General features: G+C 44.6%; 19 protein-coding genes and 1 tRNA gene. 8 read left to right on the forward strand and 12 right to left on the reverse strand.

Annotated features, from left to right (window positions below):
• Positions 1–6 precede the first annotated feature (6 nt).
• On the forward strand, positions 7–1836 hold the full coding sequence (locus tag ACMXYO_RS05395; protein ID WP_415887510.1) for an EAL domain-containing protein: 1830 nt from the start codon (positions 7–9) through the stop codon (positions 1834–1836).
• A 42-nt stretch (positions 1837–1878) separates the two neighbouring features.
• Here ACMXYO_RS05395 and ACMXYO_RS05400 read toward each other — a convergent pair whose 3' ends face one another.
• The 10 genes from ACMXYO_RS05400 to ACMXYO_RS05445 all read right to left on the reverse strand — a co-directional run bounded on the left by ACMXYO_RS05400 (position 1879) and on the right by ACMXYO_RS05445 (position 10504).
• Positions 1879–2982: a lipid A deacylase LpxR family protein gene (locus ACMXYO_RS05400; RefSeq protein ID WP_415887511.1), complete on the reverse strand. Its 1104-nt coding sequence runs from the start codon at positions 2980–2982 to the stop codon at positions 1879–1881.
• 82 nt (positions 2983–3064) lie between these two features.
• Positions 3065–3403: a YdbL family protein gene (locus ACMXYO_RS05405; RefSeq protein ID WP_415887512.1), complete on the reverse strand. Its 339-nt coding sequence runs from the start codon at positions 3401–3403 to the stop codon at positions 3065–3067.
• A 12-nt stretch (positions 3404–3415) separates the two neighbouring features.
• On the reverse strand, positions 3416–3616 hold the full coding sequence (locus ACMXYO_RS05410) for a YnbE family lipoprotein (protein ID WP_415881781.1): 201 nt from the start codon (positions 3614–3616) through the stop codon (positions 3416–3418).
• 31 nt (positions 3617–3647) lie between these two features.
• On the reverse strand, positions 3648–5984 hold the full coding sequence (locus ACMXYO_RS05415; protein ID WP_415887513.1) for a YdbH domain-containing protein: 2337 nt from the start codon (positions 5982–5984) through the stop codon (positions 3648–3650).
• A gap of 30 nt (positions 5985–6014) precedes the next feature.
• Positions 6015–6413 carry a hypothetical protein gene (locus ACMXYO_RS05420; protein ID WP_415887514.1) on the reverse strand — a complete coding sequence of 133 codons (399 nt, stop codon included), beginning with the start codon at positions 6411–6413 and terminating at the stop codon, positions 6015–6017.
• Entirely contained in the window at positions 6413–7051 is a 639-nt protein-coding gene (locus ACMXYO_RS05425; RefSeq protein WP_415887516.1) for an O-methyltransferase, read from the reverse strand. Before ACMXYO_RS05425 ends, ACMXYO_RS05420 begins: the two co-directional genes overlap by 1 nt.
• Positions 7052–7258: 207 nt before the next feature.
• Complete coding sequence (locus tag ACMXYO_RS05430) at positions 7259–8422, reverse strand: glutathionylspermidine synthase family protein (protein WP_415887517.1); 1164 nt, start codon at positions 8420–8422, stop codon at positions 7259–7261.
• Positions 8423–8429: 7 nt separating this feature from the next.
• Complete coding sequence (locus ACMXYO_RS05435; protein WP_415887519.1) at positions 8430–9023, reverse strand: DUF1190 domain-containing protein; 594 nt, start codon at positions 9021–9023, stop codon at positions 8430–8432.
• A 13-nt stretch (positions 9024–9036) separates the two neighbouring features.
• Positions 9037–9438, reverse strand: a complete 402-nt coding sequence (locus ACMXYO_RS05440; RefSeq protein WP_415887521.1) for a DUF350 domain-containing protein — start codon at positions 9436–9438, stop codon at positions 9037–9039.
• A 16-nt stretch (positions 9439–9454) separates the two neighbouring features.
• Positions 9455–10504 carry an ion channel gene (locus tag ACMXYO_RS05445; RefSeq protein WP_415887522.1) on the reverse strand — a complete coding sequence of 350 codons (1050 nt, stop codon included), beginning with the start codon at positions 10502–10504 and terminating at the stop codon, positions 9455–9457.
• Positions 10505–10657: 153 nt separating this feature from the next.
• On the opposite strand from ACMXYO_RS05445, the gene ACMXYO_RS05450 reads away from it, so the two are divergent.
• From ACMXYO_RS05450 to ftsZ, 5 genes are all read left to right on the forward strand, one after another.
• On the forward strand, positions 10658–11044 hold the full coding sequence (locus tag ACMXYO_RS05450; RefSeq protein ID WP_415887523.1) for a hypothetical protein: 387 nt from the start codon (positions 10658–10660) through the stop codon (positions 11042–11044).
• Positions 11045–11050: 6 nt separating this feature from the next.
• Complete coding sequence (rmuC, locus tag ACMXYO_RS05455; protein ID WP_415887525.1) at positions 11051–12493, forward strand: DNA recombination protein RmuC; 1443 nt, start codon at positions 11051–11053, stop codon at positions 12491–12493.
• 18 nt (positions 12494–12511) lie between these two features.
• Entirely contained in the window at positions 12512–13132 is a 621-nt protein-coding gene (locus tag ACMXYO_RS05460) for a gamma-glutamylcyclotransferase (protein WP_415887526.1), read from the forward strand.
• A gap of 653 nt (positions 13133–13785) precedes the next feature.
• Positions 13786–15027 carry a cell division protein FtsA gene (gene ftsA / locus ACMXYO_RS05465; RefSeq protein WP_415881770.1) on the forward strand — a complete coding sequence of 414 codons (1242 nt, stop codon included), beginning with the start codon at positions 13786–13788 and terminating at the stop codon, positions 15025–15027.
• Positions 15028–15108: 81 nt separating this feature from the next.
• Positions 15109–16329, forward strand: coding sequence for a cell division protein FtsZ (gene ftsZ, locus ACMXYO_RS05470; RefSeq protein WP_415887527.1), 1221 nt, complete (start codon positions 15109–15111; stop codon positions 16327–16329).
• Between the two features lie 68 nt (positions 16330–16397).
• On the opposite strand, the gene ACMXYO_RS05475 is transcribed toward ftsZ, so the two are convergent.
• Complete coding sequence (locus ACMXYO_RS05475) at positions 16398–17645, reverse strand: GGDEF domain-containing protein (protein WP_415887529.1); 1248 nt, start codon at positions 17643–17645, stop codon at positions 16398–16400.
• Positions 17646–17871: 226 nt separating this feature from the next.
• Here ACMXYO_RS05475 and ACMXYO_RS05480 point away from each other — a divergent pair.
• Together ACMXYO_RS05480 and ACMXYO_RS05485 are read left to right on the forward strand one after the other, a co-directional pair.
• Positions 17872–17959 (forward strand) — tRNA-Ser (locus ACMXYO_RS05480).
• A gap of 166 nt (positions 17960–18125) precedes the next feature.
• Positions 18126–19331 (forward strand): integrase domain-containing protein, encoded by a 1206-nt coding sequence (locus ACMXYO_RS05485; protein WP_415887531.1) that lies wholly within the window; start codon positions 18126–18128, stop codon positions 19329–19331.
• Positions 19332–19792: 461 nt separating this feature from the next.
• On the opposite strand, the gene ACMXYO_RS05490 is transcribed toward ACMXYO_RS05485, so the two are convergent.
• Positions 19793–20479: a LutC/YkgG family protein gene (locus ACMXYO_RS05490; protein WP_415887533.1), complete on the reverse strand. Its 687-nt coding sequence runs from the start codon at positions 20477–20479 to the stop codon at positions 19793–19795.
• Between the last annotated feature and the right edge of the window lie 10 nt (positions 20480–20489).

The following is a 20489-nucleotide window of genomic DNA, read 5'->3' on the forward strand; positions in this document are numbered from 1 at the left end:
AGGGGCATGCCAGCGGTAGAAAAGTTAATTAGTCTGCACAAGTCGTTATTAGTACTGAGTCATGGGGAAGGGTTTATTGAATACCCTAGGATTTCAAAGCTAAAACATATTATTCAGTCCTGTGCAGAACAGTTGAATGTTTCTAGGGTAAGCATTTGGAAGTTGGATCCTGATGCTAAGCGGATTGTCTGCGAAGTTCTGTATCTGCATGAAACGGATCAATATTATCAAGGTGCAGCTTTATATCGTGAAGATTTCCCTCGATACTTCAGAGCCATCGTGGAAGATCGCTTAATCAATGCTGATAATGCGATCACCGATTCTCGTACCAAAGAGTTTGCTGACTCTTATCTTATTCCCAACGATATCTGCTCGATGCTAGATGCTCCGATTTTTTCCTCAGGAAAACTTCAGGGTGTAATCTGCCTTGAGCAGGTGGGAGATCAGCGTGTTTGGGATATGGCGGAGATGTCGTATGTAGCATCGCTTGCTGATCATATCTCGATGATTAATGAACATGAATTGTGGTTGAGGGACCGTGCCCAACTTGAGTTTCTGGAGCAATATGATCCGTTAACTGGATTAGAAAAGCGCAACCAGTTTCAAAAGCGCTTGGACTTTAATCAGCATGAGGCTGGGGAAAATGAAAATCCTAGTGCGCTGCTTTTGATCGGACTTGATTCTTTTGCATCTATAAATGACCAATATGGCCATACAGTAGCTGATCACCTCCTAGTGGCGTTTGCTAGACGCTTGGAAAAACTAACCCGCCAGATCGATTGCCGTTTGGCACGGGTAGGCGGGGATACCTTTGCGGTATGGATTCCTAATCTTGAAAAGACTGAGCAATTAAATTCGCTTACTCATCAATTAAAACTGATTAGTCGTACACCGCTGAAAATCTGTAATGAAGAGTTTGTAAATGTCAGTAGCAGTACGGGGGTAGTTATTTACCCGATAGAGGGTGAACCTGTCTCCAGCCCTATGCGTTGTGCTGAACTAGCTATGCGGCGAGCCAAAGAGAGCACGCGTGGAGGCGTACAGTATTTTGCTAAAGACTGGTTGGTACAGTTACAAAGTAAGCGTTCATTCGAAAATGAGCTGGTCGAGGCAATAGAACAAGCTCGACTCGTACCTTTCTATCAACCTGTATTCTGCGCTGAAAAAGAAACCATCGTGGGGTTAGAGGCATTAGTGCGTTGGCCTCATCCTGATAAAGGCAATATACCCCCCGGCGAATTCCTACCGATTGCTCGGAAACTGGGTTTAATGGAACGTTTAGGCAGTTTGATGCTGAAAAAAGCCTGTGAAGATCTGGTTAAATTTGAGCAGGAAGGAAAATCAGTCGGTTGGATTTCTGTGAATATCGCCGCTGAGCAGCTACATAACGCGGCGCTTTCCGAAGAGATTGCCTCTTTGCTGCAGGAGCACGATCTACCTGCCTGCAAAATCGAGTTGGAAATTGTTGAGGAACTGATCGGTCAGGACTCTGCTTTTGTTCGTTCTCAATTAGAGGCGTTATCTAGCCTTGGTATTCGCATGGCGATTGATGATTTTGGCACGGGCTATTCATCTCTATCACGCTTAAAGCATATGCCGGTTACGAAGTTGAAAATCGATAAATCGTTTGTTGATGGCTTGCCGGATGCTGATAACGATCGCTGCATTGCTAACTCGATTGTGGGTTTGGCTAAAGGCTTACAGATGGAATTGGTCGCTGAGGGCGTGGAGTTACTCGAACAAGCGGATTATCTAAAGCAGATGGGATGCGAATATCTTCAGGGATATTACTTTGCCAAGCCTATGTCAGCTGGCGAAGTGGTTAAGTTACTTTAACTGTCTATTAAAGGTGACAGTGTTTTCTGTAGAGAGTGATCTTTATAAGCTGTAAGAGTAACTTAAGCTCAATGACCCAAAGGCGTGGCCGTCAGGCTGGCCTTTAAACTCTTTACTGCGATGGACCTTGGCAAAAGAGAGTTTCCAGCCCTTATATAAAGCAGCGATGCCTACTGCTGCTTCGCCAACTAAAGGTTCTTTATCGACAGAATGGCTGCTTCTAAAGGTATTACCATCAAGGAAGATATCTCTTAACACCCAGCGACCATCCATAGAGACAAATGCGTGAACACCCAGATTGTTATCGCGACTACCCCGCTGGTATCGACCATCGCCTAAACCTGGGGCGCTATTATCGCCACCACTGCGAAGGGCTGATGTGCCAAAGTCTTGGGGGAGGTTCCAACCGACACGTACTTCTGCACCGGCATTTAGGTAGGTCACGACATTACCGAGACTACCGCCGCCATGAAGGATGGTATCGTATTCAAAAAGTGGAGAAATAGGGCCTTCTAAGAAGCGGTGTTTATGTTCGTAAACAAGCTGAATACCAGGCTCATTTTTAAGCTGATTATCCCAGCCATTAAACTTTTTAAACCCGCGCAGATCATGAATAAAGTCTTGCGCTTCTTCTCCTAAAGCCCATGGACCGACAATACCGATATTTAGCTCTGCTGTATTCATCGAGCGACGGCTACGGCTATGGTAAGACAGCCCACCATAGAGCCATGCAGCGTAGGGACGATCATTTGGATCAAGGGTAAAGCGTTCGAGATCTTCAGGGGTATAGATTTGCTGACCTAAGCTGACGACAACATTACGTTGTATCGGCTCGCCAGTTGGATTGGGTGGATCGAAGCGGGGTAAGTAAGGCGCGACTTTACCTACCCACTCAGGTAGGTTGGGATCGTCCAGATGATTACTCACATTGGGGGATACCCAAGAAGCTTTAATGCCGTTGGTGTAGTTTTGGTCTGTTTCGGAAAACAGATCATTCTCAAAATAAAGATTGAGCGTCCAAGGTTCGGTGCTGTTTGCTAATGGGTGAAAGCCTTCAGTAACTGAAGTGCCTTCAGCCACTGCATTGCCTGTACTGAGTAGGGTAGCGGTTAACGCTGTAATCAGTTTTGGGCGAGTGGCTGACATTAGAACGTCCCTTTCAAGTGTTGCGACTGTTACGTGGTAAAATTAGCCGAAGGGGCATGTCTCTTCGGCTAAATCTTGAAAACTACTTCTTACGCCACTTGCCGTTTTGTAGCTGAATAAATTGTCCTGTAGGCGTGCGCTCCTGAAGACGTTGTCCCATGCGTAGTTCAAATACAGCACGTTCTACGCCAGCCTTTTTAGAGCCTTGTTCATAAGCTGCACGGCGTTTTTTATTAATGCCATCAACCAAAGATTGTAGATCGCCTGTAGGCTTAGAGATTACTATGCCTAGATAGCCGTTAGTGCGCTCACCAATGAGACCTTGAGCTTTTGCATCATCTTTAGAGATAGCCCAAGCCGGTGTTGCGATGATTGATAGCGCTAGGGCTATCATGCTGAATAGCGTTCGAAACTGTTTCATGATCATACCCCTTTAAAAAATATCGCTGTTTTCTGTGAGCAGTTCATCAATTTCCCTATCAACCTTGACCAGAATCTCATGTTCAATTTTAACATTGAGGTTAATGGTAATCGGTTCGCTAGGAACCGCGACTTCTACGCGGGGTGAACAACCGCTCACACCAGCCAACGCAATTGCTAACGCAAAAGGTGGGAGTAAATGGGTTAATTTCATGGTTGTTCCTCAAATTAGGTTTCAATCTAGGTTAACGGTACCGCTTCTCGATTGTCTTCGTCAATTTATCTGCAAACTGTAATGTTTTGATTAACTTAGGAATATTTTCTTCCACGTTAATCGTGAAATCTACCGGATGGCCATTTTGCCAATCGGGATTACTGCCCATTAACCGTGTTTCTAATAGGGCAGTACCATCGGCTGAATAGTTCAGCCCAATATCAAGCGCTTCGTAATGAAAATTCTGAAGCGCTTCAATCGCCATTTTTAAGCCAGCATTGGCGGCTGCATAGGCTTGTACTGCTGGGGTTGGCTCAAACAGAATTTTGCCCCCAGGCGGTAAACCTTTAATAACCCCATCGGTAATGGTGAAGGCGTTATCTTTATAGGTTAAAGGGAAGCTGCCTCCTAATTTACCTTCGCCGGATAAACCGCGCTGTCTTTCCAACGCCATCACCGCGCCAAGATCGATATTTTCCACCTGAACCTGACTGGTGATATCGGGCTTGCTAGGGTTGAACTCGAAATCTGAGAGGCTAATTAAACCCTCAAAAAGCTCAGCCTGCATACCCTTAAGTTTAAGCAGGCCACCGCTTTTTCGCTGTTGATACTGATAATTCGTTTGCACATTTTTGATTTCAACTCCTGTTGTAACCCGATCCAGCTTAATGCTGCCTGTATCACGTAATCTACCTGAGGTAGAAAGTCGGGAGGTTGAATCTAAATTGAGCCCTTCAATTAGGGTTTCATCCCAGCTTAGATCTGTCGCTCTAATGCTGTTGTGGAATTGTGCTGAGAACTTGCCGTTTTTAAAGTGACCGCTGCCTTTGTGGAATAGAGTGCCTTTAAGCACGCTCAGCTCTTTCGGGATAGGGACATAGGCTTCTAGTGAATGATCAATCGCTTTTAAGCTGATCGGTTGTACTGACCAATTAAACTTAGTGTGGCCGTTACTTAAGTGGGTGTTTGCACGGCCTTTCAGGTCTAGCTTTATAGGAGCCTTGCTTGATACCTGATAGCGATTGCTTAACTGATCTTTATCCCATGTGAATTTAGAACTCAGTTTCAATTGTGGGAACGTGGTTTTACCTTGGCTAATACTTAGCTGAGGGACGGCAATTGAACCTGAGATTTTCTTTTTAGCTAGATCAATGGAATCGAGGCTTAATTTAGAGCGTATAGGCGAAACATTAATACCCTCTAGGGCTAAAACGCCTGCTTCAATATCTAAATGCAGAGGTGATACGTCTGGAATAAGGGCACCATCTAAAAGCAGTTGGCCGATATTCGCTTTGATCGCGAGTGGCTGTTGTAGGGTCGCTTTCAGGTTTTGTATCGGTGCTTTTAAGCTCGAGTGCTTTAGCTCGGGGACTTGTATATTAGTGCCGGAGTTAAACGTGATCTCCGCTTCTTTCAATGAGAACTTAAGCGCACCCTCTAATTCGGCAGACGCTTTTTCTAGCGACGGAATAGGGTTAAACGCAGTTATTTGTGCCTTACCTGTTTGATCGATCTGGATACTTTTTAACAGTTTATCTGGCGAGAAACGAGTTTGTAGCGGGAAGTGGATTTTACCCTGCAATTCGACCGTGCCTTCTAACTTAGGAATAGGCAGGTTGTGCAGTTCGAGTTTTTGTCGCCAGCTCTGTAAGCCGGCCAGTTGGATCTCTTGCGCTGATGTTAAGGTCAGTTTGTCATCAAAAGAGAGATCACCTGCAATATTAAAGAAAGGCTCCTCTTCCTCTAACAATCGAAACGTAAACTGATTCAGCTTGTTTAGATTGAGGTCGCCCCAACCAAAATCTTTCTCATCTCTTAACGCTTTAACTCGGCTATACAGTTTGTCGTCTTCAAACAGCAGTGCGCCGATAAATTGCCAATCGCTCTGGTTTTCTGGGTAATCCAACTCCAAAGTCACTTGTCCAATTCGAATGGCATCAATCGGGATCTGATTAAACCAAACCGAGGGTAGCGCTTGGCTTAGGTCTACTACGTCGTCATTGCTCTCACTACTCTGTTCGGTGGTATAGGTGATTTTTATATCTGAGCGCGGCATCGATAGCAGTTTGAGGCGCTGCTCCTGCCAGAGTGTATAAGGATTAAACTGCAGAGTGATATCGCTGGATTGATAACTGATGATCTGAGTGGGAGTGTGTTTTTCTAGTTTTACATTAGCGATATGCAACTCGTTCCAGCTGGGTGTTTGCATATCTAGTTCAACAGCGGAAAAGTCATTTTGCTCCAACCAATATTGCAGGCTTTTATGGGCAATAACTGGGGAGAAAAAGTAAGCGGCTAAAGGCAGGGCAATCACAAAAGTGAACGTTAAAAGGAGGCACGCCCATAGTATTTTATGACCTCTGCGCATACTGCCTCCCTTAAATGGACAACGGTGCTGTTAATCCAGTTCTATATCGTACAAGCGTTCTACGGCATCTTTGAGGTGAAAAATCAGTTCGCCATATTGATCAGTATCGTTCTCTATATCGATATCGCCTAATCGGTCGGCAGTTTCTTCTAACGATTCGCCGCGATTATCGACGCCATGATCCGCTAGCAACCAATACATCAGACCGTAAATTTCAGCCACAGTTTCTACTTGGTCTAAATCTTCGATAATGGCGTTACGCACTTGTTGTAATGCCGTCATCAAAGGTGCTTTTTCATCGGTATCTAGATAAAGCTTTAGCACCGCATCTGCAGATTCGATTGTATAGCTTTCCTCAGGTGCAACTTCGTTACTGTTAAGTGCTACCTGAGGAGCGCCTGAATTTATCGCACTGACTAGGTGTCGCATTAACGTAGTTTCCGTACCACATTCATACCGTCGCGGACGGTTAGGAATAGGTTTTCTACATTGGGATCTGCAGCGATCTCTTTGTTTAGATCGACTAAGACGTCATCGATATCAGATTCTGGCTGTAATACTTTGCCAGACCACAACATGTTATCTAGAACGATCAGGCCGCCTGGGCGCGTCATTTCTAGAACCTTGTGGTAGTAGTTTAGGTAGTTGCGTTTGTCGGCATCGATGAAGGTGAAGTCTAGCTCCATATCCAGCGTTTCGATGGTTTCGATTGCTTTACCGAAGATTACTTCGATCTTGTGGCCATGCGGGCTGCGATCAAAGAACGTTTTGGCAAAGTCGATTGCGCGAGGGTTCGTTTCGCAGCAGATGATCTTGCCATCTTCTGGCATACCTTCTGCGATGGATAAAGCGGAATAGCCAGTGAACATACCAATCTCTAGTACGTTCTTTGGTTGGTGCAACTGAGCAAGAAGTTTTAGCGTTCTGCCAACTAAACGGCCAGATAGCTTTTGTGGCCAGCCCATGTTTTTGTTGGTTTCATCGATTAGCTCTTGCAGCAATTCAGGCTCAGCTGTAGTGCTTTGGAAGGCATAATCTTCAATTGCTTCGTTAACCAAAAATTCCACTTAAATCGTCTCTAATCTAGGTTCGGCAGCGTTAGTTTTACGTTGTCGAGGGTGATAATAAGGCCTTGCCCAAAGTGACTAACCACGCGAAATAAATCGCTTTGTTTGGGCGTCATCTAAATATTGCGCGCATAATACCATTTTCTGGCTTAGTTGAGTAAAGACATAGCTGCGTTATGGCCGAGCAGGTTCCCTCAGGAGCAGCGATCAAAGGATGATATGTGGTAAAAAGCGCGAAAGATCCTGTGTGATCGGGTGTTTATCTTCTCTTAGGGATATACCTGCCGGTTGATCGTCTATTAACCAACTGCCGATTAGGGTGTGATTGTCGCCAAATTTAGGCAGAGGATGGCAAGCTTGAACGATGTATCCCTCTTCACCGAAGGGTCCCTCGGCCTTCGCGATGACTTCACCTTGATTAACGATGCTGATATTGGCCCCTTCACGCGAGAAGATCGGCTTGCGGACATAATGCGTAAGTTCTGCAGCGCGGGGATCATCTTCAAAATAAGCAGGTAGTAAGTTAGGGTGATTTGGAAACAGCTCCCACAGTAAGGGGAGTAGTGCTTTATTGGAGACTAAGCTTTTCCAGATCGGTTCTAGGAAGGTTGTACCGCTTTGAGCAATGTATTCACCGTACTCTTCTCGTTGCATAAACTCCCAAGGGTAGAGTTTAAATAGCCAGTTGATCGGTTTGCCTAGCTGATCGACAAAGCGTTGGTCTTCATTGATGCCGATATCTTCTACATAGATGAAATCGTTAAGTAGGCCAGCTTGTTGAGCGCAATCTTGTAGATATTGCACAGTACCACGATCTTCGATCGTGTCTTTGCAACTTGCTAAGTGCAGTAAGCGAGAAGGCTGGCGAACTTTGAGTGCTTTGAAGCGCTCGATCAGTCGCTCTTGCAGGGAGTTAAATTGATCAGCATTACGAGACAGCTTACCGCGATCCACCTGTTGCTGAAGCCATACCCATTGCCAGAACCCAGTTTCATAAAGGCTGGTGGGCGTATCCGCATTGTTCTCTAAGAATTTGGCAGGGCTTTTACCGTCATAACAAAGATCGATGCGGCTGTAGAGGCTATCTTCGCGGGCAAACCAAGAGCGCGCAATCTCATCCCAAAAGGCTTCCGGGATTTGAAAGCGGCGCAGCAGTTCTTCATTACCTACCACATGCTCAACCACCGCCAGACACATCTGATGAATCTCGGCCGTCGGTGCTTCAATATCTTGTTCTATCTGTTCGAGAGAGAATTGATAGTAGGCGGATTCATCCCAATATGGCTCCCCATACATGGTATGAAAATGGAAGCCATATTGTTCAGCAGTTTCGCGCCAATCAGGCCGCTCGGCGCAGGTGACTCTTAGCATCTACAGGTTAACCGCCGTAAGAACGACTGGAGATGGTTTTACCAAAACCACCGCGCCCCATAACACGGGCACTACCTTTACTGCCTTTGAATGCTGAGGAGCTGACCTTAACTTTGTTCTTATGGTAATCACCAAACATGTCACCGGATGAGCTTACCCAACGGTGAAAAGCAGGGGTGCCTCTTCGGGTGCTATAGCCTAAGCCCCTAGGTCGATCAAAGTCGAGATCAAAATCTTCCTCTGTACGATGATTTTCACCCAACATAAAGCCTGCCATTAGCGGAATAAAGTAGGGGGAGTATTCAAAGCATTGGTGGTTACCAAAATCGTAAGCGCAGTTGCTCTCACTATTATATCTAGGTGCGCTGCGTTTCCAATCTGCTAGGGCTTTTTGATAGGCGCTTTCGCATCTGTCGTCGTAGCCCGGGTTATCCAGTTCACACTCGCTGATCGATCTATAGATGTAGCCATCTTCGGAATCACAGCCGGATAATAAAGCAGCACCTGTAGCGACAGCTGATAGACGTAGTCCGTTTTTCAGCCATTTAGCATCAAATGCAAAATCACTTTTTTGCAGATGGTTGATTTTTGTACGTTTCATCCCTGATGCCTCCTTAGTAGGTCATAGAGGCAGCATTAAGGATACCGATAGCAATAGATACCGCACCCAGCACGATACCGGCAGGTGTTTCTCCATCTTGGATGCGTTGGGTGATTTTCGGCATAAACAAACGTACAACTAGATAAGCGATTAACTGAGCGACAAGCGCTACCACAGCCCATACAGCAAAATCGATTAAAGATACGGAGTTACTGATAGCGCTAGCTAGGGCAATGGTGAAACCAATTGTTGCACCGGAAAGCGCGCAGGCTGCAGCCATGTTTTTTTCTTTAACCAGTGCCCAATCGTCATAAGGAGTTAGGAAGGTATAGATGACTTTGAATAGTAGTAGGGCAACCAGTGAAAGGCCGAAATAGATAGCAAAGTTGATTAGCCCGATAAATAGAGCGTCCATGCGAGACTCCTAAAAACTATGAAAGTTGGGTAATTGCAGCCCAGTCCAAAGCTTTTAAACGGGACTGTGCGATGTAATAAATAGTGCAGCCTGATCTAACGCGTTTATCGAGTGAAGGGTTCACTTCAGGTTTACCGTCGTTATCTAGATCAACAGCGATCAGGGTCGCGCCATAATTTTCTTTTAATGGCACGTATAGATCACGCACAGACATCTCTGGCAAACCTTCAGGTACGACAACGGAGAACTGGGTCATACCTGTAGTTGTGTTGAGAAGTTCGTGATGCAAAATGCTGGAGCCCGGGTCCATTGCTGATTTTACTAACATCTCTGTAGATACAGATGGCGTGCACTCTATGGTAGGGCAGTGTTGTTTGAGCAGGTTACTCAAGCTTTCGTCCCTGAAGTAGGTGATGATGTGTGCTTGAGGATTGCGATTGTAGATATTTAAAGCCGCGCTCAGTGTTTGATCATCATGCGCACAATCGATAATGATTGTGGAGGCATCTTTAATATTTGCACGATTTAAGCCTTCATCATCGTTTAGTGAAACGGTACGAACAAATTCGATGTGGCCTGGCATCGGATTTTCCATCTCATCGGCGACGCACAAACAGATCTCTCGATTAAGGTTGTTCTTGGCTTCTGTTTGGAGAAGTTTAAGAAGAGGCAGGGTGCGAACTTCGTTCCAGCCAACTACGACGATATGATTTGAGAGGTTGAGCTCTTTAAGACCCATAACACCTTTTCTCCATTGAAAAGCACTGAATGCAGCAAACTTACCGACGACGAGTGCAAATAGACCAAGACCGAAAGGAATAATGTAGAACGCAACTAATGCTTTGCCTGTTGCCGTTTCGGGAGAGAGATCTCCGTAGCCCACAGTCGAAGCCGTTACGATTAACCAGTAGATGTAGTCCGAGCCGGTGAGGTTGGATTCACCCGCCCATTCCAAAAGCAACCAGCTACTTAGGCCATATAATAGAAGCAGCGCCAATACAGCCTGCCATTTCATGTTCTTGAAATGACGGTTGAGCAGTTTGCGTAAGCTTTTGAAAACCTGCATTAAAAATCCGTGTACATGGAATTGAGGCGGGATTTTAATCTCATCTAATAATAGATGCAAAAGGGAGCCATTTCTTAACAGTGGGCCTGAAAAGCCTTACAATAGCCCGCCATGAGCGCCTGAAAAAAGATCTGTCATGGGCGTAGTTATTAAATGATCCACAATGTTCTGGAGTTTAGTGTGCCTAGTATCGATCCTCTTATCATTTTTCTAGTTTCAGGTGTGTTCTCTATGTCTGGTGCGTTAAGCGCTGGTGCTATCAATAAACTACCTGAAGAGGATAAGCCTGAATTCGCGCATAAGCGTAACGGTTTGATGACGATTGTTATGGCGGGTAACCTTGCTGCTGTCGCATTGCTGTTCTCTATGGCGTACGGTTTCAGCAACCTAGACTGGTGGATCCCACTGCTATGTATGTTTATCACTTTCCCAGTGGTTCATTTAGTTATTCTTCAGCCGATGCTGGGTGAGTTGAAAACGCTGTTTATGTCATCGATTATTTCTGCGGTTTCCCTAGTCGTTTTATATCTCTATTGGTAATTTTATATGCCTGAGCTGCTAGCTTCATTTGATCTGAATAGTTTGCTGCTGGGCGTATTGATTACAGGATGCCTGTTCTTCTTTATATACAGGCATCTGACTTCCCAAAAAGAAGACCTCTTACAGCAGGTTGCTGAAAGCGAGACCAAAATAATCTCGTTAAAGGCGAAACTCGAAACTGAGTTGGCCGCGCAGCAATCTGCCTATCATGAAGTATCTATCCAAAAAGCACGTATCGAAGAGCGCCTGCACGCGCTAGAACCAAGACTGCGTGACACTCTTACAGAAAAACATCAGCTTGATAAACGCTTAGAGCAAACCAAATTTGAGTTGGCAGATCGGAATGAAGTGATTGCGGATCTCGAAGCGAGATATGAGGCGACTCAAGAAGCGCATTCTGAAAAGCTTCAAGTGTTAGAACAAGCGCGCCAACAGTTAAAGCAAGAGTTCCAAAATCTCGCGAACCGTATTTTTGAAGAGAAAGCTCAACGATTTACTCAGAGCAACCAAGAGAATATGGGACACCTGCTGACGCCCCTGAAAGAGCAGTTGGGTGAGTTTAAACGTCGTGTTGAAGACGTTTACGATAAAGAGTCCAAAGATCGTCGTGCCCTCTATGAGCAGATATCTCACTTAAAACAGCTTAACCAGCAGATGAGTGAAGATGCGATCAATCTAACCCAAGCCCTGAAAGGCGAAAACAAAACTCAGGGCAACTGGGGTGAAGTTGTTTTAGAGCGGGCCCTAGAGGAATCGGGTTTACGTAAAGGCTACGAGTTTGAGCTGCAAGTATCAGCATCTGTTCAAGGTAAACGCTACCAGCCTGATGCGGTGATTCATCTGCCGGATGGTAAAGATGTCATCGTCGACTCGAAGGTTTCCCTTACGGCTTACGAACAATACTGCTCAACTGAAGATAAAGATTTGCGTGAGCGCATGTTGCGTGAGCATTTGATCTCGATGCGCGGTCATATTAAAGGGCTAAGTGACAAAGCTTACCAAGGGTTAGAGGGTATCCGCTCTCTAGATTTCGTGCTTTTGTTTATCCCAGTCGAAGGCGCTTTCTTGTTGGCATTAGAGAAAGAACCTAATCTGTTTAAAGAAGCGTTTGATCGCAACATTATGTTGGTAAGCCCTGCGACATTGATGGTGACGTTAAGAACTATCCACAATATCTGGCGTTACGAGCATCAGAATCAAAATGCTCAAGAGATCGCCCGCAGAGGCGGTGAGCTGTACGACAAATTCGTTGGCTTTATTGACGCTTTGGATGAAGTAGGGCGTAACCTGCAAAGAACGCAAGCAGCTTTTGATACCGCGAATAAGCGGCTATCAACGGGGCGTGGTAATTTGGTGAGCCAAGTGACCATGCTGCAAAGCCTTGGTGCCGAGGGCAAGAAGAAGCTTAATACTGAGCTTGTTGAGCGCGCTTTAGAATCTGATCAGTAACATTGATAGGAGAGCTATATGATAAGTATTGTTGGATATGGCTCTCTTCTATCTGAAGCCTCCGCAAGGGAAACCATTCCTAGCCTAACAAACTTTAGGATCGTAACTGTTCCTGGTTACAAACGTATCTTCAATAAAGTCGGAGTTGTGTTTATCAGTCGGCATAAGGCTGATCCTGACTCTTTACAGTTGGCCTCCTGCTCGACTTTACCTGCGCCCAGTTGTGAGATTATTTGCAGCCAGTTTGAATGTACTCAAGAAGAGTACGAAGCGCTGTTCGAACGTGAACATCGGTTTAATTGGGTGGAAGTAGAAACTTTTGCCGATGGTCAAAGCTCGACCGGGCTAATGTGCACAGGCTCAACTGATCAACACTACCGTTATAGTAAATGCCGCAACGAGCAAGAATATCATGAGCGTGTAGGGCAGTTTTATGCGGGTAACCTATGGCGAAACGATATTCTGCCATTCCCGCGTTATCTATCCTTCTGCTTGAAAGCGGCAGCGTCGCAGGGAGAGGCTGTTTTGAATAACTTTCTCGACAATAGCTACCTTGCAGATGGTGAAATTACCATTCGTACTAACTTAGATAACAGCGGTTCAAATTGGCGTGAAATCGATAGCGCCTATCATTACTAAAAAGCTCTTTCTGAGCTGTTTACCCCTTTCTCAGTTTTATCCTCTTTATGCTTCCTAGGGCTCTCTACTGAGTCCTGTTTTGAGCTTGTTTTCTGGGTTTGAATATCCGCCTTATACCATCAAGAAATGATTGCTTTTTTGAGGCGAATTCGAGCGCGTTGAACAAAATTCATACAGAATTGCACGCTTATATTAGTTGTTTAATGAGCATTAATTAATGGAGAGATAATCATAAATGGATTTTGATTTGTTTATAAATCATCAAAATTAAATATTGATTTTATATGATCATTCAGAACTTAATTTTGATATTTTTATTAATAATCAATATTGGATTTTGATTTATAGTCAATTAATCAAAATTAAATTTTGATTTTTGTTGTTTTTTTAACCTATTGAAACGGTTGATTATATTTAAAAAAATCGAGCCTGATGCTGGAGTGAGTGAGCTTAGTTGTTTGAAATTTATAGAAAAAATTTTCTCAACAATTTCCGCAAGGTGCCGATAAGAAAAGATAGTGTTTTTTTATGAATTAATTTTACGGGCAAATAAACTTTCAGAATTTAAAAAAAATCATCGAAAAAAGGTTGGTTTGTTTTTAGTTATAAGTAAAATTAAGGTTGCTTGAAATAATATTGTTGGCACTGAATATATGACTGCTCACTCTAATATGATCGTTGCGCTAGATATTGGGACTTCCAAGGTGGTTTGCCTTGTGGGAGAGATCAATATCGACGGCTCAATCGATATTGTTGGTATTGGTTCACATCCGTCTCGCGGCCTGAAGAAGGGCGTGGTCGTGAATATTGAATCAACAGTGAGTTCTATCCAGCGTGCAGTCGAAGAAGCTGAGTTGATGGCAGGGTGCAAAGTTCACTCTGTAACAGCAGGTATCGCCGGTAGTCATATTAATAGCCTTAACTCTCACGGTATTGTGGCTGTTCGTGACCGTGAAGTAACAGATTACGATCTTGATCGCGTAATCGATGCTGCCCGTGCAGTAGCGATTCCTGCTGATCAGAAGATTCTGCATATCTTGCCGCAAGAATATGAAATCGATAATTCCGAAGGTATTCGTGAACCACTAGGCATGTCGGGTGTACGTTTAGAAGCCAAAGTTCACCTAGTCACAGGTTCGGTGAATGCCGCGCAGAATATCGAGAAGTGTGTACGCCGGTGTGGTTTAGAGGTTGATAACTTAGTGCTGGAGCAAGTTGCATCCAGTTACTCTGTTTTGACTGAAGATGAAAAAGAACTCGGCGTTTGTATGGTCGATATCGGTGGCGGTACTTCTGATATTTCGATCTTTACAGGTGGTGCGATTCGTCATACCGCTGTGATCCCTATTGCGGGTGATCAGGTGACTAATGACATCGCGATGGCTTTACGCACACCTATGCAGCACGCGGAAGAGATAAAGATTAAATATGCTTGTGCTCTAGCGCAGCTAGCAGGTCCTGATGAAACCATCATGGTACCTGGAGTCGGTGATCGTCCAGCGCGCACATTGTCGCGTCAGGCGCTCGCTGAAGTTGTTGAGCCGCGTTATGAAGAACTTTTCAATTTAGTACAAGCAGAGTTGCGTCGCAGCGGTTTTGAAGATCTGGTTGCGGCGGGCATTGTGTTAACTGGCGGTACTTCCAAAATGGAAGGTGCGGTTGAGTTAGCAGAGGAAATTTTCCACATGCCGGTTCGCCTGGCATCACCGCATGGTGTTCGTGGAATGGAAGATATTTTAGGTAACCCAATTTTTGCAACAAGTATCGGGTTACTTCAGTACGCGCATGAAGATCAGGGCGGAGAACCTGCTCAACCTGAGGTTGCAGAGATCGAACTGGTCGAACAAGCAAGCGTACTAAGCAAGATGAAGACGTGGTTTCAGGGCAATTTCTGATCCCAGTCAAAGGCTAATCGGAATAGAAAATAACTAAGCGCTGTTCAATTATAAAAGCGCATAATCTGGAAGGAGATCGGTATGTTTGAGTTAGCGGATAGCATTCCTCAAAGCGCCGTAATTAAAGTTGTAGGTGTCGGCGGTGGCGGCGGTAACGCTGTTCAGCACATGGTTAGCTCTGCAGTAGATGGTGTTGAGTTCATCTGTGCAAACACAGATGCCCAAGCTTTGGATAACATGCATTCTAAAACAGTTATCCAGATCGGTGGCGAACTAACAAAAGGTCTTGGTGCGGGTGCAAACCCAGAAGTTGGCCGTCAGGCTGCACTTGAAGATCGTGAGCGTTTAGCTGAAATGCTAGATGGTGCGGACATGGTATTTATCACGGCTGGTATGGGCGGTGGTACAGGTACTGGTGCAGCGCCAATCGTAGCTGAAGTTGCGCGTAGCCTAGGTATTTTAACAGTTGCTGTAGTAACTAAGCCGTTTTCATTTGAAGGTCGTAAGCGCCTTAAAATTGCGGACGAAGGTATACAGGAACTGAAAGAGAATGTTGATTCTTTGATCATCATTCCGAATGAAAAGTTACTTCCAGTACTGGGTAAGAACACCAGTCTGATTAATGCTTTCAATACATGTAACGATGTATTGAAAGGCGCGGTGCAAGGTATCGCTGATCTGATTATCCGTCCGGGTATGATCAACGTCGACTTTGCAGATGTGCGCACCGTTATGTCTGAAATGGGCATGGCGATGATGGGTAGCGGTAGTGGCCGTGGCGAAGACCGTGCGACTGAAGCGACGGAAGCTGCGATTAATAGTCCTTTGCTAGAAGACGTAGACCTGAAGGGGGCGAGTGGTATTTTGGTAAATATCACCGCTGGTCTTGATCTTAGCTTAGGCGAGTTCTCGGAAGTGGGTAACATCGTTGAAGAGTATGCTTCCGAGAACGCCACTATCGTTGTAGGTACTGTTATTGATCCTGAGCTTACTGACGAGCTTACAGTAACAGTGGTTGCAACAGGCTTGGGGCGAGCTGAACAGCAGCATGTAGAAGTTGTTAACACAGGCACAGGTCGTGCGTCTGCTGTTGCAACGGCTGCGGGCGCTGCGTCTGATTTCGATCAGCTAGAGTTGCCGGCAGTAATGCGAACTGCTCGTGATTCCCAGCCAAGAGAACGTGCTCAACCTGTAGAGATTCACCGTGAAGTAGAATCTGAACAGCCAGTTATGCAAAAGACTGGTACTGACGACATGGAATTCTTAGACATTCCTGCATTCTTACGTCGTCAAGCTGACTAATTAAACATCTTATACCTTCCAGGTATTACTTGGCCCGGTTTTCTATAACCGGGCCTTTTTTATCCCTGCTATTTCTGTTTTCTACGTTGTTTGTCGGAATACATTCTTTCATCTGCAATCTGTAATAGATCTTTTGCTTCATCAGTATCGGACTCGCTTGGGTATTCCACGCTGCCATAGCTGAACTTTGCAATGATGCCTTGGCCTTTATAGTGATAAGGGCTGCTGTGCGCGATCTCTTCTATACGTTGAATAAGCTCACTTGCCACATCCTGCGAACTGTCTGGTAATAGGATGATGAACTCATCTCCACCATAGCGAATGACCTTGTCTGTCGTGCGCAGGTTCTCTGACAGAATCTGGCAGAAGTGAATCAGAATGCAATCGCCGGCATGATGACCAAACACATCATTGATCTGCTTAAAGCCATTCATATCAATCATGCTGATGGTTAAAGGCCGATTCTGGCGATCAGCTCTAGATCTCTCTTCATCGAGTAATCGCTCTAACTGATGCCGGCTGTAAGTTCCTGTTAGCTTATCGTAGATAGATAGCTCTTCTACCTGCTGAAATGCAGTCTGTAATAACGCTTGTTGCGAGTTAAAAGAGTGCTCAATGCTATTGATCTCTTCTAGCTCTGAGTCGAGAGCTAGCTTTTCATTAAGGTTGTGGTGACCTTCAGTCTCTTTAAGCTTTCTTTCTAAGCGTTTTAGCGGTTGAACTATATGTGCAAAAAGGTCGCGAGAGATAAAGAGGTAGGAAGAGATAACGGTAATAGAGAAGACTAAGAATAAACCCATCAGAACTTCGCTTACAGGAAGGCGGACTCTGTGTGCGGGAAAGGTAACGTCCAACACGCCGGCTATATCATCTAGCTTTGCCTCGGTGTGGCAGGCTAGGCATTCCTGTTTAAATCTGAAGGCATGGTAATAATGAATCTGATCCAGCGATTCGATCTGAGTTGCATCCTGTTTGTTGCCTAACAGCTGGCTTATCTCTTCGGTGATTGCTCGATCACCACCAAACTGTTGCTGAACGGCTGCTCCGCGATACATGCTATAGGTGATATCGGGAGCATCCTCATTCATTGAATCTATGAGCTGATTAACTTCCTCATAACTGGTGCCCTGATTCATCGCTTGGCGCAGATCTTTAAATACTAACTGTCCAAGATATTGACCCTCTTGCCGAAGATCCTTTTCGATAGAAAGAAAGATCAATGCAAATACGATCATGGCTGCAAATAAGCAGCTAATCAAAGCAGCTCGATAGAGGGAGTTGAATAGTGTGCTTTTAAGGTCAGTTATGGGCCGCATTTTAGATTTTATATTTATAATTTTTTATTTTTGAGTGTTTAGTTTACTCACAGTTGTTCAGTGTACAACCAATAAAACTAGGCTATTTATTGATCCTTTGATATTTGTAGTATGAATTACTGAAATTGTTGGTCTTTTTTAACCAAACCGCTTGCGGTCAGTCAGTGCTGTGATACAATTCGCGCCGCGTTGGTGTTGAGCATATCAGCTCCACTAATTGCAGGATGGTCAGGTGTCCGAGTGGCCGAAGGAGCACGCCTGGAAAGTGTGTATACGGAAACGTATCGAGGGTTCGAATCCCTCCCTGACCGCCATTACTAAGTTTCATCAGGTGTCGTAAGGTACCTTAACTCCTTGAATTAAGTGAATTTACTCGGAATTCATGTTTCAAGAAGTATCATCAAATGTTGTCAAATCTCAGTATTTAAGTAACACTGTATGTAACATCGTTAGAGTTGTTACAAAGGTGGTGTTACATCAATGGCCAGAAAGACTGCACCTCTTACCAATACTCAAGTTAAAAATGCAAAACCCAATGACAAGGAATATAACCTTGCAGATGGCGATGGATTAGCGCTTAGAGTAAAACCCAACGGGTCGAAAATTTGGATCTTCAATTACACCCGTCCACATACAAAGAAACGCGCCAACATATCTTTTGGGAGCTATCCAGCAATCTCTATTGCTGATGCACGAAAAAAGAGGCTTGAAGCAAGATCGCTTCTTGCCGATGGTATCGACCCCAAGCAGCAACGTGACATTGACCGTCATGAAGCAATGATTCAGCAATCGAATACCCTAGTAGCTGTGATTGATGCTTGGTTTGAGATTAAAAAGACAAGTATTAGTCCTGATTACGCAGACGATATAATCAACTCATTGCTTAACCATGTGGTTCCCAAGCTAGGTAATCATCCAGTCTCTGATATTACAGCACCCTTAGTAATCAATGTTCTAAAGCCGCTTGCTTCTTCTGGGAAGCTGGAAATGACCAAGCGAATTTGTTCGCGTTTGAATCAGGTAATGACGTTTGCTACAAATACAGGCCTCGCTAAGTCGAACCCTTTGGCGGGTATTAAGCATGCTTTTGAATCTCCATCTGTAACCAATAACCCGACGCTTAAGCCTGAAGAGCTGCCGCTTCTGATGGCCAAGGTCGCTGACGCTAATCTTCGAATTGTGACTCGGTATCTAATTCGTTGGCAGTTACACACGATGACAAGACCTAGTGAAGCCGCAGGAGCTAAATGGGATGAGATTAATCTAGATAAACAAATCTGGGTTATTCCTGCTGAAAGAATGAAAAAGCGTAAGGAGCATGTCATCCCACTGTCAAATCAGGCTTTAGCTATTTTAGAAAAATTGAGGCCTTTTAGCTCAACCAGCTCTTACCTGTTTCCCAGCGATCTTTCGATTCACAAACCAGCAAATGCTTCTACTGTGAATGTTGCTCTAAAGAGAATGGGTTTCAAGGGGCGTTTAACCGCTCATGGCATGCGCTCCATCGCCAGTACCGCGTTAAATGAGCAGGGCTTTGAGCCCGACCTTATAGAGGTTGCGTTAGCCCATACCGATAAAAATCAGGTGCGTGCGACATACAATCGCGCTAGTTATTTAGAACGGAGAAGAGAGATGATGCAGTGGTGGTCTGATGTCATTACCAAGGCTCAAGCGACGGCTTTGTAATAAAGAGTTTTTTTACAGTTGTATAATCTGTTTTGAATCGAGAGGATAGTCAGGTAGGGCTTCTTAAAGCTTGGGAAACATTCAAGTTCAACCAGCTGCTAGAATGATGTATTAAGCCTAAAAAAATTATAATTCAGTTAATATTAGAGCGGTCCAGCCAGAAGTTCAGCGAGGTAGAATTTATGAACTCATAGAATCTGGAACTGCTGACAATGCTACAGAAACGACATTAATTGCGTTGCAGACTTTCGTTGAAGGAGGTAGCAGTAAACACTGAGAGTTATTAACTTACACATATCATTTGCTTGAAGCAAAATTCACGAACCTTAGACTTACCTATTGCAATGGTTGATCCGCGATTAAACAATGAAGACCATTGCCTGGGATAAGTCGCGAGAAACCTGAAGTTAGGTTCCTCGCTTATAGGTAAATCCACTAAGATGTTAGCAACTAATCAAAAACTACAGGTTCTCTACTATAAACAAATTAAGCACTTCAGGTCCATGAGCTCCCTGAACAAGTACCCCCTCTATATCTGTAGTCCCACTTACACCAGATATTAAGCAAAGATTACGTGGAGTTTCTCCCTTGGCGGCGAGTGCATTAGCAATCAGTGCATAATCATCCATGTAGTGGAGTATCTTGGATCGTGGTACTACTGCAATAAGGTACAGAGGTAAGAAATTCAATAGGACAGGCATTTCTGGGCTGGAGTAAACAACAAAAGAGCCAGTTTCTGCGATACCGTGTTCAGCCCAGCAAAGGCCCACGCTATTGTCGTTTTTGATATCTACATCTGTAGTCATTCCCTGCCAGTTCAAATCTTGTAAATGTGGAGCCTTTTGAACCTGTAATGCTTTATCCAGACCGTATTGATCCAAGAATGTATTAACCGCACCGGGCAGTTCATCTAATGACTCAATACGTTGACAACTGGTGCCAATGACCAGCCCTTTTTCAATACGTTTTACCATGGCATCGGCAGCTTCATCAGCCAATAATGAGGGGCGAGCATCTATACTATCTTCAAGTATTGCCAGTGCTTCCTGCTGTATAGTATCTACATCTGCTTTTGCGGTTGGGGCTGCATCACGAATGGCAGAAAAAATACCTTCACGACTCGCAAGTTCTTTATTTCTATCGTTCATGGCTTTTCTC

It is taken from the genome of Neptuniibacter sp. QD37_6 (assembly GCF_047778085.1).
Lineage (GTDB): Bacteria > Pseudomonadota > Gammaproteobacteria > Pseudomonadales > Balneatricaceae > Neptuniibacter.

Coding starts and splice junctions, on each gene's coding strand:
- ACMXYO_RS05395 (WP_415887510.1), top strand. CDS start 7: ATGCCAGCGGTAGAAAAGTTAATTAGTCTGCACAAGTCGTTATTAGTA.
- ACMXYO_RS05400 (WP_415887511.1), bottom strand. CDS start 2,982: ATGTCAGCCACTCGCCCAAAACTGATTACAGCGTTAACCGCTACCCTA.
- ACMXYO_RS05405 (WP_415887512.1), bottom strand. CDS start 3,403: ATGAAACAGTTTCGAACGCTATTCAGCATGATAGCCCTAGCGCTATCA.
- ACMXYO_RS05410 (WP_415881781.1), bottom strand. CDS start 3,616: ATGAAATTAACCCATTTACTCCCACCTTTTGCGTTAGCAATTGCGTTG.
- ACMXYO_RS05415 (WP_415887513.1), bottom strand. CDS start 5,984: ATGCGCAGAGGTCATAAAATACTATGGGCGTGCCTCCTTTTAACGTTC.
- ACMXYO_RS05420 (WP_415887514.1), bottom strand. CDS start 6,413: ATGCGACACCTAGTCAGTGCGATAAATTCAGGCGCTCCTCAGGTAGCA.
- ACMXYO_RS05430 (WP_415887517.1), bottom strand. CDS start 8,422: ATGCTAAGAGTCACCTGCGCCGAGCGGCCTGATTGGCGCGAAACTGCT.
- ACMXYO_RS05435 (WP_415887519.1), bottom strand. CDS start 9,023: ATGAAACGTACAAAAATCAACCATCTGCAAAAAAGTGATTTTGCATTT.
- ACMXYO_RS05440 (WP_415887521.1), bottom strand. CDS start 9,438: ATGGACGCTCTATTTATCGGGCTAATCAACTTTGCTATCTATTTCGGC.
- ACMXYO_RS05445 (WP_415887522.1), bottom strand. CDS start 10,504: ATGCAGGTTTTCAAAAGCTTACGCAAACTGCTCAACCGTCATTTCAAG.
- ACMXYO_RS05450 (WP_415887523.1), top strand. CDS start 10,658: ATGATCCACAATGTTCTGGAGTTTAGTGTGCCTAGTATCGATCCTCTT.
- rmuC (WP_415887525.1), top strand. CDS start 11,051: ATGCCTGAGCTGCTAGCTTCATTTGATCTGAATAGTTTGCTGCTGGGC.
- ACMXYO_RS05460 (WP_415887526.1), top strand. CDS start 12,512: ATGATAAGTATTGTTGGATATGGCTCTCTTCTATCTGAAGCCTCCGCA.
- ftsA (WP_415881770.1), top strand. CDS start 13,786: ATGACTGCTCACTCTAATATGATCGTTGCGCTAGATATTGGGACTTCC.
- ftsZ (WP_415887527.1), top strand. CDS start 15,109: ATGTTTGAGTTAGCGGATAGCATTCCTCAAAGCGCCGTAATTAAAGTT.
- ACMXYO_RS05475 (WP_415887529.1), bottom strand. CDS start 17,645: ATGCGGCCCATAACTGACCTTAAAAGCACACTATTCAACTCCCTCTAT.
- ACMXYO_RS05485 (WP_415887531.1), top strand. CDS start 18,126: ATGGCCAGAAAGACTGCACCTCTTACCAATACTCAAGTTAAAAATGCA.
- ACMXYO_RS05490 (WP_415887533.1), bottom strand. CDS start 20,479: ATGAACGATAGAAATAAAGAACTTGCGAGTCGTGAAGGTATTTTTTCT.